Consider the following 17,282-nt stretch of genomic DNA (forward strand, 5'->3'; position numbering starts at 1 on the left):
CTGTTGTTTATATGGAACAGATTGTTTGATAAATGGATTCACAATCATATCCACATTCATGGTAAAGTTGTTGTTGTGTTCCGTGTTCCACGAAATGATCGGGAATACCCAATCGCACGATCTTTGCTGAATAGCCGTGGTCAGCCATAAATTCAAGTACCGCACTTCCTAACCCACCAACAATTGTTCCGTCTTCCAAGGTAATGATTTTTTTGAATTTATGGAATACCCCGTGAAGTAATTCTTCATCCAGTGGCTTGAGGAATCTCATATCGTAGAAGGCTACGGAACGATCTGTCGTTTTTTGTATGGCTTTCAACGCCTCATTCCCGATGGCTCCGATGGAAAGAATGGCAATATCGTTTCCCTCAATCAGGCAACGGCCTTTACCGATGGTTAATTCTTTGAACGGGGTGTGCCAGTCAACCATGGTCCCGTTACCCCGCGGGTAGCGAATAGAGAATGGTCCTTGATCCGGCAATTGAGCCGTGTACATCATGTCACGTAATTCCTCTTCGTTTAAAGGAGAGGCGATTGTCATGTTCGGGATGCAACGGAAACTTGCTAGGTCGAAAGCCCCGTGATGTGTTGATCCGTCGGCTCCTACCAGTCCGCCCCGGTCAAGGCAGAAAACCACGTTCAGTTTCTGAAGGGCCACGTCATGAATCACTTGATCATAGGCTCGCTGCATGAATGAAGAGTAGATGTTACAGAACGGGACGTACCCCTGTGCCGCAAGTCCGGCGGAGAACGTCACGGCGTGTTGTTCTGCGATACCCACGTCAAAACAGCGGTCAGGCATCTCTTTCATCATGATATTCAAGGAGCATCCACTGGGCATGGCGGGGGTGATTCCCACGATCTTGGAATTGGTGTGTGCCAGTTCCAAAATGGTATTTCCGAACACGTCCTGAAATTTAGGAGGCGTGTTAGGTTTATTCTCTTTGATCAGTTCTCCGGTTTCCTTGTTGAACTTTCCGGGGGCGTGCCAAGTTGTCTGGTCTATTTCCGCTTGTTTGAATCCTTTTCCTTTTACCGTGATACAATGCAAAAGTTTAGGACCTTTTATATCTTTCAAATCTCTCAGCACCTTGATAAGGTGGTTCACGTCGTGGCCGTCCACGGGACCGAAGTACCGGAAACCGAGAGCTTCGAACAGGTTACTTTGACGTAATACGAGTGATTTGATGCTATTATCTATTTTCTGGATAAAGTTCCGGGCGCCCGGACTGATCTTGTTAATCCGGCCGAGAATGTGCCAGATGTCATCCTTGAGCTTGTTGTAGGTCTTTGAAGTCGTGATGTCCAGCAAATACTCGTTCATCCCGCCTACATTCGGGTCGATAGCCATGTTGTTGTCATTTAGAATAACCAGCAAGTTGGAGTTGTTTATTCCGGCATTATTCAAGCCTTCAAAAGCCAATCCCCCGGTCATGGCACCGTCTCCGATGATGGCAACCGACTGGCGGTCTTCCTCTCCGTTCATTTTGGCTGCAACAGCCATACCTAAAGCGGCAGAAATAGAGGTCGAGGAATGTCCCGTTCCGAAAGCGTCGTATTTACTTTCACTTCTTTTCGGGAAACCACTGAGACCTTTATATTGCCGGTTGGTAGAGAAATTATCCCGTCTCCCGGTCAGAATCTTATGAGGGTAGGCTTGGTGTCCGACGTCCCATACAATATTATCGTAAGGAGCATCAAACACGTAGTGTAATGCCACCGTCAATTCGACAACTCCCAGTCCGGCACCAAAATGCCCCGGGTGTTCCGAACACTCGTCAATGATTTTCTCACGCAGCTCCTTGCATAATTGAATCAGGTCGTCTTCCGGGACCTTTTTCAAATCATCGGGAGAATTTATAGTGTTTAGTATATTTCTTTTTTCCTCACTCATGATTAGTTATTGAAAACAATTGGGGAATTTGTTTTCTTAATTCTCCATTTTCAATTAGTACACGATTGTTCCGATGTTTTCTCCCAGAATGACCTTTTTAAGGTTACCCGGCTGATCCATGTTGAACACGATAATCGGTAAATGATTTTCTTTACACATGGTTGTTGCCGTCAAGTCCATGACTTTAAGTCCCCGGTTGTATATTTCATCATACGTGATTTTATCAAATTTCGTTGCCGTCGGGTCCTTTTCCGGGTCTGCCGTGTAGATTCCGTCCACGCGGGTACCTTTAAACATGGCGTCTGCCTCGATTTCGATTGCCCGTAAGCTACTGGCAGTGTCTGTCGTGAAGTAAGGATTTCCGGTACCCCCGCTGATAATCGTTACGTGTCCGGATTTTAAATATTCCATGGCTTTGGCTTTCGAGTAAAATTCCCCGATAGGTTCCATGCGAATGGCAGTTAGTACTTTGTTCTTACAGCCTTCGTTGTCTAAGGCGGAGCTTAAAGCCAAACTATTGATCACGGTTGCCAACATACCCATGCTGTCCCCTTTTACCCGGTCAAAACCTTTATTTGTGCCACTCAGTCCTCTAAAAATATTTCCACCTCCGATGACGATTCCGATCTGGATTCCCATCTCTGCGATTTCATGAATTTGACGGGCATAGCTTTCCAGACACCGAGTGTCAATACCATATTTTTGCTCGCCCATTAAAGATTCTCCACTGAGTTTTAACAAAATTCGGTTATATTGCATATCTTTGTTCGTTTAAATTTTATAACAAAAACCAGAAAAAAAAACGTTGTTCCTGCACGTAAAAACGTAACAACAAAGCTAGTGATTTTTGTTATAACTATAATTTAAATTCATAATATAAATTTTTCGGCAGATGAATAAGACCGCGAACTATCAATTAACTATCATTGTTCCAGTGTATAACGAGGAAGGGAATATCTTAAGGTTAGAGAAAGAATTGGGAGAGTTTTTAAAGGATGCGAAGGTGTCTTCTTGCGTGTTATTCGTGAATGACGGTTCGAAAGATGATAGCGAACGTTTGATTCGGGAAGTTTGTGAGCGTAATGAGGCATTTTTCTTTTTAAATCTGGCTCGAAACGGGGGACTGAGTGCTGCCATGAAAGCCGGAATTGATAATAGTTTTTCAAAATGGGTAGGCTACATTGATGCAGACCTCCAGACTACTCCACAGGATTTTAATAAATTGTTGGAGTTCGTAGACCAATACGAGATGGTCATGGGCATCCGTACCGGACGGAAAGATAGTTTTGTCAAGAATATGTCTTCTCGTATTGCGAATGGATTCCGCCGGATGATGACGCATGATGGGGTTGAAGATACAGGTTGTCCACTGAAGGTTTTAAGGACGGATTACGCCAAAAGAATTCCTTTCTTTACGGGGATGCACCGTTTCCTACCGGCTTTGATTCAATTGCAGGAAGGACAAGTGAAACAGGTTCCGGTTCGTCATTTTCCCCGTATTGCCGGGAAGTCGAAGTATAACTTGGCCAATCGCTTGATTGGGCCTTTTAAGGATTGTTTTGCTTACCGCTGGATGAGAAAAAGGTATATCAACTATCAAGTCGCCGAGAATAATTTGAATTCTTGAGATATAGTTCCGAGCTTTTAGTTTTTATCTTTAAACTTTTAGTTTACAAAATGATTTATGTTATAGGATTTCTTGCTCAGGTGTTTTTTTCTGCCCGGATTCTTTTACAATGGATTTTGTCGGAACGGGCTAAAAAAGTGATCTCTCCGGCTATTTTCTGGCAGTTGAGTATCGTGGGTTCCTACCTGTTATTTGTATATGGGTGGTTGAGGGATGACTTTGCGATTATTCTGGGACAAATCATATCTTACTATATCTATATCTGGAATTTGGACAAAAAGCATCAATGGAAGAAATTACCGTTTATCATCCGGACGTTATTGCTTTTGACCCCGGTGGCGGCAATTTTATACATGCTTAAAGACGCAAGCGCTTTTGTCGATCAGTTCTTTCGGAACGAAAAGATACCTTTGTGGCTTTTGATCTACGGGTCTATGGGACAGATTATTTTCACCCTGCGTTTTGTTTACCAGTGGATCTACTCCAAGCGAAAAGATGAATCACTTTTGCCGATAGGCTTTTGGGTGATCAGCCTCTTTGGTTCTTTGATCATCGTTTCATATGCTATCTATCGGCGTGATCCCGTGTTAATTTTAGGGCAGTCAACCGGGTTAATTGCTTATAGTCGGAATATTTATTTGTCTAGAAGAGCCGGAAACTAATTGGTGTCCGAGTGGATAAGATAAAAGTTTCCGATCTTCTCGTGATGGGTTTGTTGAATCCAGTTGGCGAGTGCCGGGGAACGCGTAACGTTCTTTTCTTTGACGAAAATCATGCAGTCGCCTTTCTGGTAGATATTAAATAAAGAATCCTCATTCGTGACCTTTATGGCCTCTTCTTTTAAATAAACGTCCATGTTTTCCCCGCTGCGGAATTTGTAATAGTAATAATGATCGATATTCTCTTTCTCGCATATATGATATGCTTCTGTCGCCATAGCGGTAAAACCGATGTATGGATTAATCCGGGGTAAAGCGAAAGCTCCCGTGAACAACGTGGCAAGAATACCCAGTGCGGCACAATTGATAGCCCGGTATATTTGCTTGCGATATAGTAAATAACAGGCTGTTAAACTGAAGATAAACAATGTTATGATGGCGACATAAATAAATGGTGAGGCGGGAACATTAAATTTGTTGCGGATGAAAAATGCCACGATGGGAGCGATAGTAAGGGCTATCACGGGAATATACACGGAAAATGCGATCCATTTCTCCTTGATTTTTGGGAGCAACAGGATTGTCAAGTACGTGAAGAACGGGAACAGGGGTAACATGTAAATGTCCAGTTTCCCGCTGAACATGGAAAGAATGACGAAAGTCGAGACGATAACCGAGAGGAAAAGTTTTTCTTTATCTGTCGTGAGTAGTTTGTTTTTTATAGCGATAACGATTGTCGTGATGTACAGGATAGACCATGGAGCCACGGAGTACCAGAACGTCACCCCATAATACCAGAATGCTTTTTTGTGGTCGAACGAATCAATCGCCCGGTTTATGGTTTGATGGAAAAGAAGATTGTTCAGGTAAGTTGATCCTCCTTCGAGATAAATACCGAGAAACCATACGGCACAGAATCCTGATAAAATACCCCATTCCCGCCAGCCGAAATACCGGCAGAAAGAACGGATGTCTCTTTTCACCAGTAGAAAGACGAGCATGGTTATCAAGGGAACGATAAACCCGATAGGTCCTTTCGAGAAGATGGCCATGAAAATATAGAAAGGCAGCAAGAAACGGTCTCTCGGTTGTCCCTTGCCTGAATAGCGTTTATAAAACGTGTACAGGGCAAGAAGAATAAACATACACATCAGCATATCCATGCGCAGGACAAGGCCCGAACCGATAAAGAAAGCGCTTGTGAAGAGCATCAGCGAACCGTTCCATCTCAAGGATGTGGTGGTTTCTTCTTCAACCCATTTATTCATGATATAAATGGAAATCAGAGCGGGAATGATAGAAAAAAGTGAAAGGCCAAACATATTATATTCACCCCAAATCCATTTGCTCAACATGAGTAACCAGAAATAAAGGGGCGGTTTATCTGCGTAAAGTTCTCCTTGATGGAAGAAAGTAAAGAAATGCCCGTCTCGCAGGGCCTCATCAACGATACTGAGGTATTTCAGTTCGTTGTTTGGAGTGAAATCCCGTAGGATCAACACGGGAATCACTAAAATGAGCAATATAAGATACCGTTCTATTTTCATGATTGTGAATATGCCAAATCCTTTTCGCGCAAAAACACCACCAAAAAGTATACCAAAAACATTTCCTTTTTGTTACACCCGGGTAAAAAATTCTTCCTGCATTATTTGAAGGATATGCCCTTGAAAATAGTTTTATTATTATAAATTTGCACTCTAATCTAAACGTGTACATGAGATTATGCAGAAAAACTATATTCATTATCTTTTTATTCTTATCGTTTGTTGGTTCTCTTTTTTCGTGAATAATGGTTCTGTTTATGAGGATATTATGGAGTCTCGTAATTTAGTGACGGCACACGAAATGATTGAATATGACAATTGGTTGGTGCCTACCATGAACGGGGAACTGCGTTTGGAGAAACCGCCTCTTCCGACGTGGGTAGCCGCGGGAATCGAGTATTTGCAACCGGATAATATATCTTTACAGCGTGCTGCCGCCGGGATTATGGCTACGCTGATGGCTTTTTTCCTCTATTTCTTTGCTTCGGCTTTAAGTGGCAACAGGTTATTGGGTTTACTTTCCGCGTTGGTACTGGCAACTAGTTTTAATGTCATTATGGCAGGACGGGTTGCGACGTGGGATATTTATTGCCATAGTTTTATGCTGGGAGCAATATTTTTCTTCTATAAAGGAATAAAGAGCGTGCGAACGGGTTGGGCTAATTTTATCTGGGCCGGGATATTCTTGGGCTTGTCTTTCTTGGGTAAAGGGCCTGTGGCATTCTACGCGTTATTATTTCCTTTCTTGATCTCTTATATATGGATCTATCGTCCTTCTCTTAAGGGAAAAGGCTGGCCTATCGTGGTCATGTTGCTGTTATTTATAGTGATTAGTTTTTGGTGGCCGCTTTACCTGTATGTGTTCCACCGGGATACAGCCTTGTTCGTGCTGGCGAAAGAATCGACGGCTTGGATCGAGAGAAATGTACGTCCTTGGTACTACTACTGGCTGTTCTTTGCCGAGTCGGGAATTTGGGCTTTGTTCCTCTTGACCGGGTTATGTTGGCCGTGGTTAAAGAAGAAAATCAAAATGCGTAAGGAATACACGTTTGCCGTTTTATGGACCGTGGTTACCTTGGTGTTACTTTCTCTTTTCCCGGAGAAGAAGACTCGTTACCTGTTGCCGTTATTGATTCCGGCTGCGATGGTTGTGGCGCATTATATCGTTTATATATTCACGGCGGCGAAAGAGAGAACGCTCACGACGAGTGATCGTGTTGTGTTCCGTGTGAATGCTTTTATCCCGGCATTGATTGCTTTAGGGATGCCGGTTGCTGTCTATCTTTTATTCTACCGGGAAGGAGAAGTCGGGTTGACCCTTTTAATCGTTGTTTCGATCCTGTTCCTTGTTGCCGCCTATTCTATTTTTGCGGGTGGAGTGAGGATAAAATCCATGAAAGTATTCACGGGGGTCGTGCTATTATTGATCCTTGTGGAAACCTTGTTGATGTCTCGTGTTGCCAATATGTTCAATAACACGGAGATCAAGAGTATCAAGGCTGTCCGTCAGATTGAAGAGTTACAACATGTACCTTTCTATTACCCGGCGGATGAGGAATTGAGAATCGAGCTGGTATATGAGGCTGGTCGCCGCATATTGCCTTGGGATATAAAAAGCGATACAACACTTTTGAATTCTTTGCCTGTCGTGTTGGTTTCCGGTAAGCCGGCAACGGAAGTTCTGCCTGTGGGGATACAGGAGAAAGTAAATCTTCGTTTGATAGATGTCTACGACAATAATAATCGTCCGAAATCAGATAAAAAACGCTATTCTCCTAAATTTGTTCGTTACGTGACGATCTTGGAAAAGAAATAAAGTAAAAGAGCATTTTAAATAACTACCCCCACTAACTTCCCCTTGCACAGGGGGAGAAACCGCTTGATAATCAGCTCTCCCCCTGTGTAAGGGGGAGCTGGAGGGGGTAGTTGGTAAATACAGGCAGGACTTTTTAGGACAACCCCTGCTTTTGTATGGGAATGTTAAGGGAAAGTTGTTTTTTTCTGCAAATGAACCATTATGAACTTGATTTTTGAATGGTATGCCTCTATCTTTGTATAAAAATTACAAGTTTTATTAAAATGAACATCATGTCAGGTAGAAAGAAGATCGGGGTTATACTAATAGCTTTGCTATATGCATGTTCTGGAGGAGCCGGTAGTGGGGATCCGGAGCCAACGCCAGAACCGACACCGGTACGGAAAGAAATTAAAATGCTTTTTGGCGTACAGGATATTGCAAGGGCAACAGATGTCACTTTCGAGGCTGGCGACAAGATTGGATTGTATGTTGTGAATTATGACGGGCAACAAGCGGGTGATTTGCAAAATACAGGGAATCACGTGAACAACATGCGTTTTGTTTACAATTCTTCTTGGACACCGGATCAGACCATATATTGGAAAGATGATGAAACGAAAGCGGATTTTTACGCCTATTACCCTTATTCTGCATCGGCAAACGTGTCTGGCTATATTTTTAACGTGAAAGCGGATCAGGCATCCGTGGATAATTACAAGGCGAGCGATTTCCTTTGGGGAAAGACTTCGGGGGTAAGCCCAACGGAACAGGCCGTTAATATCACGTTAAATCATGTTTTTAGTTGTGCGCAGGTAAAGGTGGAGCCGGGAAATGGTTTCACGCAAGCGGCATTGGATGAGGCAACAATACAGGTAAAGTTTAACCATATCCGGCTTGCGGCATCCATCGATTTGGTCACGGGAGAAGTTGAGGCTGTAAATGAAGAGCAAAGCATTATTTTGGGAAAGAATGACGGGTTGTACAGGGCGCTTGTTGTGCCACAAAGTATTAGTGAAACTGACTTATTGGTGGTTAACGTGAATGGAAAAGATTACACGTTGAAAAAAGGACATCATTTTGAGAGAAATAAAAGATACACTTTTACCGTGAAGGTGAATAAAACGAGTAGTGGTATTAACGTCAATATCGGCCAATGGGACGATGACGGGGTGGATTATGGCGGGGTGGCAGAATAATCTAAAACAATATTTATGAGAAAAATAATTCTTCTGGTTGCAATAGCGTTATCGTGTGTGTGCTGGGCATGTTACGATAACGAAATAGCGGGTCCTGATGCCGGTCAGGCCTGCTTAATTTCACTTTCCGGGGAGATTGATCAAGTGACTTTATCCCGGGTAAATGACGGCGGCTTTTGTCATAATGATGTGATGGGAGTTTATATCGTGGACTACGAGGGAGGTTCTCCCGGGACTTTGTTGGATGAAGGGAACCGGGCAACAAATCTTCAATTCACGTTTGATGAAGCCAATTATAAATGGAATTCGGCATACGATGTGTTCTGGAAGGATAGTAAGACTCCTATCGACGTGTACGGGTATTATCCGGTAGGGACTCCGGAAAGCGTGAATGCCTATGCCTTTGAAGTTCGAAAGGACCAGTCCAAGTTATCCGAGAACGGGGAGATGGGAGGATACGAGGCGAGTGATTTTCTTTGGGGGAAGGCGGAGAACGTGGCTCCGTTGACACCCGTCGTGCGGCTCTCGTTCCGTCATAAAATGAGTAATGCCCGGGTGACATTGCAGGAGGGAGCGGGTTTTAGTGAAGGAGAATGGACCAAGTTGGAAAAACAAGTGTTGGTCACGAACACGAAGCGTGGGGCGCGGGTCGATTTGGCCACGGGTATTGTAACCGTTACAGGTGAAGTGGCGACAACAGGGACGATTCCTTATAAGCATGGGGAGGAGTTTCGGGCGATCGTCGTGCCGCAGGAGGTGGCTGCCGGGGTGAAATTATTTAGTATAACTGTTGATGGGGTCGCGTATTCGTTCTCAAAGAATGAAACGTTTACTTACGTGCCTTCTAAAATGCATAATTTCACGATCCGGGTAGATAAAAAAGCTATTGAGGGGAAATATGAGTTTGTATTGGTCAGTGAATCTATTACGGCTTGGGAAGATGATCTGGCATCACATGATGCGACAGCTAGAGAGTATATCGTGATTGAGTCCGAGGCTGGTAAACTGAAAGAGTGCATCACGGCTGCCAAAAAAGATTTTAGGAATTTGCAGAACTTGAAAATAACGGGCGAGATTAATGCTTTGGATTTTTACTTCATGAGGGATTCAATGGATCGGTTGCAAGCGTTGAATTTGAAGGAAGTAAAGATTAAGAGGGGTGTTGAAGGTTCAGAGGATGAGATTCCTGCAAGAGCAATGGTAAGTAAATATTCATTGATAAAATTGGTATTGCCCGATAAGCTGAAAGCTATTAGAGGAGGAGCTTTTTGTGATTGTAAAAATCTAACAGGTTCATTGATTATTCCCGAAGGAGTTACGGAAATAGAGGCTGCAGCATTTTATGGTTGTAAAAGTTTTACCGGAACATTATCATTACCTTCTACATTGGAAATGTTGGGACGGAATTATACGGGGGGAGAGGCTGGAGCTTTTCGAGGTTGTAAGTTCGTGTGTGAATTGATACTTCCCGAAAAATTGAAATATATCGGAATTCAATCTTTTTATGGGTGTACTGGTTTTTATGGAGAGTTACATTTGCCTTCTAGTTTGGAATTTTTGGATCTAGAAACATTTGGTGAATGTAAAAATTTGACAGGTTCTTTATCCATTCCACAAGGTGTAACAGATATTGGGAATGCAGCTTTTAAGGATTGTGTAGGATTAAATGGAATACTGGAATTACATGATGGAATTGTATCTATTGGTGAAAATGCATTTAAAGGAACTTCTTTAAAAGGAGAATTGCACCTACCCAAGAATTTGATCGCTTTAGGAGAGAGTGCATTTGATGGTTGTGATTTCTCTGGGACATTGGTTTTGCCTATGGGGCTAGCTTCTATCGGGGATAATGCTTTCGCTGGCAACTGGCGTTTAATGGGAACATTGGAGTTCCCGGAAGGATTGTTAAGTATCGGGGCTGGCGCTTTTGCCAATTGTCGGAGTATCGAGGGACTTGTTTTCCCGGAGAGTTTGGAAACGATTCGTTATGAAGCGACATGGGGTGATAACGGTGGGGCTTTTGCTAATTGTTACGGCATAGGAAGTATTGTTTGTAAGGGAACGATTCCGCCATACGTTCAAGTTGGAGCATTCAACGGGGTCCCGAAAGACAACTTCACTCTTGAGGTGCCGGAGACCGTTGTAGAGCAATACCAAACGGCCGTTGGTTGGAATGAATTCAAGCGAATTTCTGCCCATCGGGAACTGGTTTGTCGTCCGTCGCTTGCCACGGCAATCAATACGAAGTGTACCCGTCGTTTGGTCTTGAATGCGGAAGGAGATTGGGAAGTGGAAAGTAAACCGGATTGGTGTTCTTTGTCGCAGATGTCCGGCTCGCAGAAAACGGAATTAACGCTTACTATTAGCGAAATGCCCCAAGGATCTGAACCGAGGGAAGGGGAGATCGTGTTTAAACTGAAGGATAAGGATTACACGACTCGTTGTTCCGTGACACAATATAATTACGAGTACGATGAAGATGAAATTATAACCTTACAATCCCACACGAAAGGAAATGGTGTAAATCTCGTCTTTTTGGGTGATGGATTTGATGCGAAAGAAATTTCCAAGGGGGATTATTTGAAAGTGATGAAAGAACAGGTAGAACGTTTCTTTGATATAGAACCTTATCGCACGTACCGGGATTATTTTGATATATACACGGCTATTGCCGTTTCCCCGGAAAGTGGGGTCGGAACAATCAACACGATTCGTTACACCAAATTTGAGACCACGTACACGGGGGGTGTCGGCTTGCGGTGTGATTACGATGCGGCCTTTGCCTATGCATTAAGAATGCCCACGGTGAATGAAGGTAATTTGAACCAGTCGCTCGTGATTATAACTCCGAATTCCACGGATTATGGCGGAATATGCCAGATGTGGGCTGATGGTTCGGCTATTGCGTTCTGCCCGTTGAGTACTTACGGCTATCCCTTGGATTCTCGCGGTGTCATCCAGCATGAGGCGGGAGGACACGGATTCGGGAAACTGGGTGACGAGTATATTTATCACAACGAGTTCATTGATTTTTGTCCTTGTACTTGTTGCGATCACGTGGAGGCATTTAACTGGGCAAAATCTTTGGGGTGGTACGAAAATCTTTCTCTTACCGGGAAGATGCACGAAGTGCCTTGGACTCATTTTATATTTGATGATCGGTATAGTGATGTGGTGGACATTTACGAGGGTGGTTTCAAACATGCTCGGGGAGTTTTCCGGTCGGAACAGAACAGTTGTATGAATAACGACATCCCGTATCATAGTGCCATTAGCCGGGAGGCCATCGTGAAACGTATCATGCTTTACGCCGGAGAAACGTATTCTTTCGATGAGTTTGTGAAGAATGATAAGCGGGGTTCGGATAATTTATCACGTTCCACCCGGGACATGGACTTTGGTACGAAAGCTCGTGGAAATCAATATCCACCCGTGATTCACAAGGGACGTCCTTCAATTTTGAAATGATGGTTTGACTAAATTAGAGAAGATATGAAATACATAAAAATAACTTGCTGTGTAATTCTTTTATACATTCTACTGATTCCGTGCGGGTGTAGTGAGACCGACCAAGTGCAAGAATCGGATGAAATGTTGATCACGTTTGATATGCAACATCCGGCGTTGGCGAGGGCAACGACAAGTGCTTTTGAAAAACAGGATCAGATTGGAGTATACATGACCGGACACGGGATTCCTTTAGAGGTTGCCGGAAATTTTCTGAATAATGAACGACTGACCTTTGACGGGACAAAGTGGAATCCCGCTAGAAAGTTATATTGGGATGAGGGTTCTTTTGATGTTTTCGCTTATTACCCGTACATCCCTTCTCCTTCGGGAGTCGACGATCTGCCCTTTTCCGTGGCATTGGACCAGTCGGCTACTTCAACTGATTCCGGCTTGGATGGCTACGAGGCGAGTGATTTTCTTTGGGCCACGGATCAGAACGTCACGGCAAGCGATTCTCCGGTCTCCTTGTCATTCAAGCACCGGATGAGTAAAATGGTTGTGCGTCTGATGAAAGGTAAAGATTATGATGGTGATATTCCGGAAGATGCCGAGGTGTACATCCATAACACGGTACCTTCTGCCACGATCGACTTGAGCGTGGGAATTGTTACCCGAAACACTCACGGAACTGCACAGACGATTAAGGCGAAAAAAGTCAACAAGACACAATATACGGCTATCGTGGTGCCTCAACGATTAACCAATCAAGTTCCTTTGGTTGAAGTGGTGATGAAAGGAGTGTCCTACATGGTGGAAAGCAAGTTTGTCTTTAAACCCGGCATCCAGCATACGTTATCCGTCACGATCTCGAAGAATCCAGAACAGGTGAAAATCGAAATTGGTGGAGAAATCGAGGATTGGGAGGATTAGATTGGCTATTTTTCTTACTTTTGTAAGATAATTAACTGGCAAAAGAGATGGATAGCAAGGAATTACAACAGATAGTAGCATGTGGGGAAACGAGTACGGTCCAATTTAAGGAACATTTTTCTAATCAAGACAGTATTGCTGCTGAAATGGTGGCCATGTCTAATGCTTGTGGGGGAATGATTTTATTTGGAATAAAAGACAAGACGGGAGAAATCACGGGTTTGCCTTACCCGGAAATTCAGCAAATTAATTCGATGTTGGCAAATATTGCTACTAATCTGTTGCGTCCGGTTATTTACATACAAACGGAAACGGTCATTATTGACGGGCATTCCGTTCTTGTTGTTCGTATTGCAGAGGGAGATAATAAACCTTACAAGGATTTGCATGGGGTAATTTGGACAAAACAGGGGGCTGATAAGCGTAAGGTCATGGAGAATAGTGAAATCATTCGATTGTTTCAATGTTCCGGGATGCTTTATGCTGACGAGCAACCGATTCCTTTCACTTCCGAAAAAGATGTAAACGGGAGTATATTGGATGAGTTTATCCGTAAAGAATATGGACGTGAGAAAGAGTCTTTTGGTGTTCCTTATACGGAGCTTTTGCAGAATCTAAATATTCTGAGAGGAGATAAGATAACTTTAGCCGGATTATTGTTTTTTGGTAAAAATCCTCAACAATTTCGTCCGACTTTTATGATAAAAGCGGTTTCTTTCTTTGGTAACAATATCGCGGGGGTTAATTATAGAGATAGTAAGGATATAACCGGAACCTTGCCTGAACTATTTGAAAAAGGGATGTCTTTCTTGAAAGCAAATCTTCATAGTGTTCAAGCCGGACAAGGATTTAATTCAATCGGGCAACTTGAGATCTCGGAGATCGCATTAGAGGAATTACTTCAGAATGCTCTTGTTCATCGTGATTATACCAGAAACGCTCCGGTGCGGTTACTCATATTTGATAATCGTGTTGAAATAATCAGTCCGGGTTGTCTTCCGGATGGATTGACGGTAGAAAGTATTAAATTGGGAACCGCAGTCGTGCGTAATCCATTCATTGCTAGTTTCTGTGCTAAAATCATGCCTTATCGCGGACTTGGTTCGGGGATTATTCGAGCGTTAAAAGAAGAACCGGATTTGGAATTTATGAATGATCCCGAAAGGATGCAATTTACTTCTGTTATAAATCGTGTTTATGATGATCATATAAACGTTGATGAGGGAATAAATGAGGGAATAAATGAGGGAATAAATGAGGGAATAAATGAGGTTGAAGCTTTGATTCTTGCTTTTTTAGAGAAAAAGCCAGGTGCTAAAGGCGGCGAAATTACCCAATTCCTTCAAAAAGGGACTTCCACGATGGAACGTTATTTGAAATTATTGAAAGAGAAAAGATTAATTGAATATAGAGGTTCGCGTAAAACGGGAGGATATTTCAAAAAATAGGAACGTGTGTTTATGAGAAATATTATTTTTCTATTTGCACTAATATACGTGTGTGTCTCCTGTGAGAAAAAGCGGGTGGAAATAAATGGTTATCCCGTAAAAATTCTTCATGGAGACTCTTCTTTTGGGATCATTACGCCCGATGGGAACGTGCTGATAGATTCTTTATTTTCTGGTAAACCTTCCATTGTTGTAAATCAAGTGTGCGTTCTTCCCTGTGGGAATGGAATGTTCCGGTTGTGTGATATTTCAAAAGTTCCGATGGCAACAAGTTCCCGGCGTTTTATCCAAGTGGGAAATTTTATAGAGGACGTAACCATTGCCCAAGAAGAAAAGGAAGGGCCTTTCATTTTAATCAATAAATCGAGTGAGAATATCGCGGTAATAGATTCCTACCAAGGAGTACCCGTTCGGGTGATGCATAATTTTAGAGATGGACTTGCTCTGGCTTATACTGGAAATCAAAAATATGGCTACGTGAATACCCGTGGTGAATGGGTTATTGTCCCTGAGTATGATTTTGCCTGTGATTTTTCCGAGGGCATGGCTTTGGTCGGGATGGCAGACAGGGAGGGGCGAATCGCTTACGAGGTTATCGACAGGGAGGGACAGAACGTTTTTCCCGTGATGTTAACGAATTGTCGCTTACAGGGGGTATTTTCTTGCGGTTTACTCGTGTACAAAGATTTGCGGCAACACTATTGTGCCTGTTTGGATAAAAAAGGGAAAACCGTGTTGTATCTTCCCGCCGAGATACAGGAAATGACAGAATTCCGTCACGACGTGGCTTTCTGTTTAACTCGAAATGGAGTCGGGGTGGTTGATAAGGCCGGGAAAATGATCGTTCCTGCCGATTACGATGATGGAGAATTTATAAATTCGGAACGACTGGCATTAAAGAGTAAAGGGAAATGGGCCCTGTTTGATTTTAAAGGGAACCGTGTGACTCCCTTTATCTATGATAAAATATATCCGTGGAGTCATGCGAACCGTGTTTTTGTTCATCAAGACAGCATGGACCTCTTGATTGACGAGACTGGAAAGACCGTCAGCATGGTATATCCTTTTGAACTGGACTGGCAATCTTTGGAAACAACTTCTCCCATTGTACAGGTCTTTTACCGTTACCCGCTCCCGGAGACGGTTGAAGTGCCGGAATCGGAAAACACGATACTGTCAGTAAAGAAACCCTCTTTACCCCGGAAAGAAAGGATTCAGGCGATAGATACTACCAGCCCGTTTTATCAAGAGGCACAAAAGGTCCTGAAAAACGGATTCTCGGAGACAGATTCGGAAAATCGGAGAGTAATCCTAAACTATATGGAACATTTCCGGATGTCGTACGAGACGAAAGATATTGACTTCCTAGAGCAACTTTTTAGCGAGAAAGCGTTAATCATTGTTGGTACCGTGGTGAAACAACTGCCACAGGAAGGCCACTATCTTCCAGCCGATCAGATCCGGTACAATATAAAAACAAAACAACAATATCTGGATCGTTTGCGCCGGATATTCAAGGCAAATAAGAAAATAGAGGTTCGTTATTCTGATTTTCTGATCCGGAGACATCCCACCCGACCGGGAATTTATGGCGTCTCCGTTCGTCAGGCTTACTCCTCGGACTTGTACTCGGATGAGGGGTATTTATTCCTGTTATGGGATTTTTCTGACGAGACGGCACCTAAAATTCACGTGCGTACGTGGCAGCCCCGGAGAATAGATGATCAGACGTTGTTGCCGGAACGGGATATTATTCACTTGGGAAGTTTTAATTTTGAATGATGAAAAAAATCTTATGCACGATCATACTCTTATGGCTACTTGTGCCGGGATGGGCTCAAGAGTTTAAGGTTGCTTCGTTTCGGTTGTTACCCAACGATATAACAGCTTGGGTGAATCCCGTGAGAGACTTGAATGACGAGGCGTGTGCGTTAATCAAAGTGGTCGGGAATCGTGATTTCGCCTTTTCTACTCCTTTGGGAATCGTGCAGCGTAAGAATGAAGTGGGTGAAATCTGGTTGTACGTGCCGAATGGAACCCGGAAAATAACGATAAAGCATCCTCGATGGGGTGTTTTGCGGGACTATAAATTTCCCGTTATCCTTGAATCGAGATTAACCTACGAGTTGGTGATAGAAGAACCGCTTTTGAAGGTCGAGGAAGAATACCCGAGAGTACGGAAAGTTCACCGTCCGTTACCCAATACCCCGCTGGATGAGAGCTTACGGGCTATGCCGACGGGCAAATTGAAATCCCAAAGACCTGCTTTTACAAGTTTGTTCACGATTGGATGGGATCACGAACGTCCCGCTTTCGGGGTCATGCTGGCGTGCATGAAAAAACATGGGTTATACGTGCATGGGCAGGCTGATCTCAAGTCTTTGTCCGTGGATGGGGAATGTCGGAAGAACGGGAGTATACCTTCTACCGGGGACACGCCTTATTACACGGGTTCCGAGAAGTATTCCCGGTACGCGTTTCTGGCCGGGGGAATTCATTCGATCGCGTCGTTATGCTATCTATACGAGGGGTTGGGTTACGGGAAACGGCAAGTGGTGTGGGAAACCATCGAGGGGTTGAAACTGAGAAATAAAGATTATTCCTACAAGGGAATTGCCGCGGAACTTGGCTTGCTTGTCAAGGTTCGCAAAATGGCCCTCTCGCTTGGAGTGATCACGATAAAGGGGGAATACTGGGAACCCACGGTTGGAGTCGGAATAAATTTTTAGGGAT

At 43.5% G+C, this 17,282-nt stretch carries 12 protein-coding genes; 9 read left to right on the forward strand and 3 right to left on the reverse strand.

Translation table 11 applies throughout. From position 1 onward, the window contains the following. Nucleotides 1-7 precede the first annotated feature (7 nt). Nucleotides 8-1,894: a 1-deoxy-D-xylulose-5-phosphate synthase gene (dxs, locus tag QVC79_RS00130; protein WP_270594705.1), complete on the reverse strand. Its 1,887-nt coding sequence runs from the start codon at nucleotides 1,892-1,894 to the stop codon at nucleotides 8-10. A gap of 54 nt (nucleotides 1,895-1,948) precedes the next feature. After that, nucleotides 1,949-2,653, reverse strand: a complete 705-nt coding sequence (gene pyrH, locus QVC79_RS00135; protein WP_087419207.1) for a UMP kinase — start codon at nucleotides 2,651-2,653, stop codon at nucleotides 1,949-1,951. Nucleotides 2,654-2,786: 133 nt separating this feature from the next. Between pyrH and QVC79_RS00140 the strand changes: the two genes are divergently transcribed. Further along, a complete protein-coding gene (locus QVC79_RS00140) occupies nucleotides 2,787-3,521 on the forward strand; it encodes a glycosyltransferase (RefSeq protein ID WP_270594706.1) in 735 nt (244 codons plus the stop codon). Between the two features lie 50 nt (nucleotides 3,522-3,571). Next, nucleotides 3,572-4,183 carry a lipid-A-disaccharide synthase N-terminal domain-containing protein gene (locus QVC79_RS00145; RefSeq protein ID WP_124315886.1) on the forward strand — a complete coding sequence of 204 codons (612 nt, stop codon included), beginning with the start codon at nucleotides 3,572-3,574 and terminating at the stop codon, nucleotides 4,181-4,183. On the opposite strand, the gene QVC79_RS00150 is transcribed toward QVC79_RS00145, so the two are convergent. Further along, the gene (locus tag QVC79_RS00150; RefSeq protein ID WP_270594708.1) at nucleotides 4,180-5,727 is read right to left on the reverse strand and encodes an ArnT family glycosyltransferase; all 1,548 of its coding nucleotides are present in this window, start codon (nucleotides 5,725-5,727) and stop codon (nucleotides 4,180-4,182) included. The genes QVC79_RS00145 and QVC79_RS00150 overlap by 4 nt on opposite strands. A gap of 178 nt (nucleotides 5,728-5,905) precedes the next feature. Here QVC79_RS00150 and QVC79_RS00155 point away from each other — a divergent pair, with 178 nt between their 5' ends. The 7 genes from QVC79_RS00155 to QVC79_RS00185 all read left to right on the forward strand — a co-directional run bounded on the left by QVC79_RS00155 (nucleotide 5,906) and on the right by QVC79_RS00185 (nucleotide 17,278). After that, nucleotides 5,906-7,543 (forward strand): ArnT family glycosyltransferase, encoded by a 1,638-nt coding sequence (locus QVC79_RS00155; RefSeq protein ID WP_270594709.1) that lies wholly within the window; start codon nucleotides 5,906-5,908, stop codon nucleotides 7,541-7,543. 272 nt (nucleotides 7,544-7,815) lie between these two features. Beyond that, the gene (locus QVC79_RS00160) at nucleotides 7,816-8,721 is read left to right on the forward strand and encodes a fimbrillin family protein (RefSeq protein WP_270594711.1); all 906 of its coding nucleotides are present in this window, start codon (nucleotides 7,816-7,818) and stop codon (nucleotides 8,719-8,721) included. A 15-nt stretch (nucleotides 8,722-8,736) separates the two neighbouring features. Continuing rightward, on the forward strand, nucleotides 8,737-12,189 hold the full coding sequence (locus QVC79_RS00165; protein WP_270594712.1) for a leucine-rich repeat protein: 3,453 nt from the start codon (nucleotides 8,737-8,739) through the stop codon (nucleotides 12,187-12,189). Nucleotides 12,190-12,213: 24 nt separating this feature from the next. Continuing rightward, nucleotides 12,214-13,101, forward strand: coding sequence for a fimbrillin family protein (locus QVC79_RS00170; protein ID WP_270594713.1), 888 nt, complete (start codon nucleotides 12,214-12,216; stop codon nucleotides 13,099-13,101). A gap of 47 nt (nucleotides 13,102-13,148) precedes the next feature. After that, the gene (locus QVC79_RS00175; RefSeq protein ID WP_287642415.1) at nucleotides 13,149-14,549 is read left to right on the forward strand and encodes an RNA-binding domain-containing protein; all 1,401 of its coding nucleotides are present in this window, start codon (nucleotides 13,149-13,151) and stop codon (nucleotides 14,547-14,549) included. A gap of 12 nt (nucleotides 14,550-14,561) precedes the next feature. Then, entirely contained in the window at nucleotides 14,562-16,331 is a 1,770-nt protein-coding gene (locus tag QVC79_RS00180; RefSeq protein ID WP_270594715.1) for a WG repeat-containing protein, read from the forward strand. Then, nucleotides 16,331-17,278, forward strand: a complete 948-nt coding sequence (locus QVC79_RS00185) for a hypothetical protein (protein WP_270594716.1) — start codon at nucleotides 16,331-16,333, stop codon at nucleotides 17,276-17,278. The genes QVC79_RS00180 and QVC79_RS00185 overlap by 1 nt, the downstream gene beginning before the upstream one ends. Nucleotides 17,279-17,282 lie beyond the last annotated feature (4 nt).

This window comes from Butyricimonas sp. (assembly GCF_019423355.1).
GTDB classification, from domain to species: domain Bacteria; phylum Bacteroidota; class Bacteroidia; order Bacteroidales; family Marinifilaceae; genus Butyricimonas; species Butyricimonas faecihominis.

Excerpts from the sequence above, each read along its gene's own strand:
- dxs (WP_270594705.1), bottom strand. The coding sequence starts at position 1,894 with ATGAGTGAGGAAAAAAGAAATATACTAAACACTATAAATTCTCCCGAT.
- pyrH (WP_087419207.1), bottom strand. The coding sequence starts at position 2,653 with ATGCAATATAACCGAATTTTGTTAAAACTCAGTGGAGAATCTTTAATG.
- QVC79_RS00140 (WP_270594706.1), top strand. The coding sequence starts at position 2,787 with ATGAATAAGACCGCGAACTATCAATTAACTATCATTGTTCCAGTGTAT.
- QVC79_RS00145 (WP_124315886.1), top strand. The coding sequence starts at position 3,572 with ATGATTTATGTTATAGGATTTCTTGCTCAGGTGTTTTTTTCTGCCCGG.
- QVC79_RS00150 (WP_270594708.1), bottom strand. The coding sequence starts at position 5,727 with ATGAAAATAGAACGGTATCTTATATTGCTCATTTTAGTGATTCCCGTG.
- QVC79_RS00155 (WP_270594709.1), top strand. The coding sequence starts at position 5,906 with ATGCAGAAAAACTATATTCATTATCTTTTTATTCTTATCGTTTGTTGG.
- QVC79_RS00160 (WP_270594711.1), top strand. The coding sequence starts at position 7,816 with ATGTCAGGTAGAAAGAAGATCGGGGTTATACTAATAGCTTTGCTATAT.
- QVC79_RS00165 (WP_270594712.1), top strand. The coding sequence starts at position 8,737 with ATGAGAAAAATAATTCTTCTGGTTGCAATAGCGTTATCGTGTGTGTGC.
- QVC79_RS00170 (WP_270594713.1), top strand. The coding sequence starts at position 12,214 with ATGAAATACATAAAAATAACTTGCTGTGTAATTCTTTTATACATTCTA.
- QVC79_RS00175 (WP_287642415.1), top strand. The coding sequence starts at position 13,149 with ATGGATAGCAAGGAATTACAACAGATAGTAGCATGTGGGGAAACGAGT.
- QVC79_RS00180 (WP_270594715.1), top strand. The coding sequence starts at position 14,562 with ATGAGAAATATTATTTTTCTATTTGCACTAATATACGTGTGTGTCTCC.
- QVC79_RS00185 (WP_270594716.1), top strand. The coding sequence starts at position 16,331 with ATGAAAAAAATCTTATGCACGATCATACTCTTATGGCTACTTGTGCCG.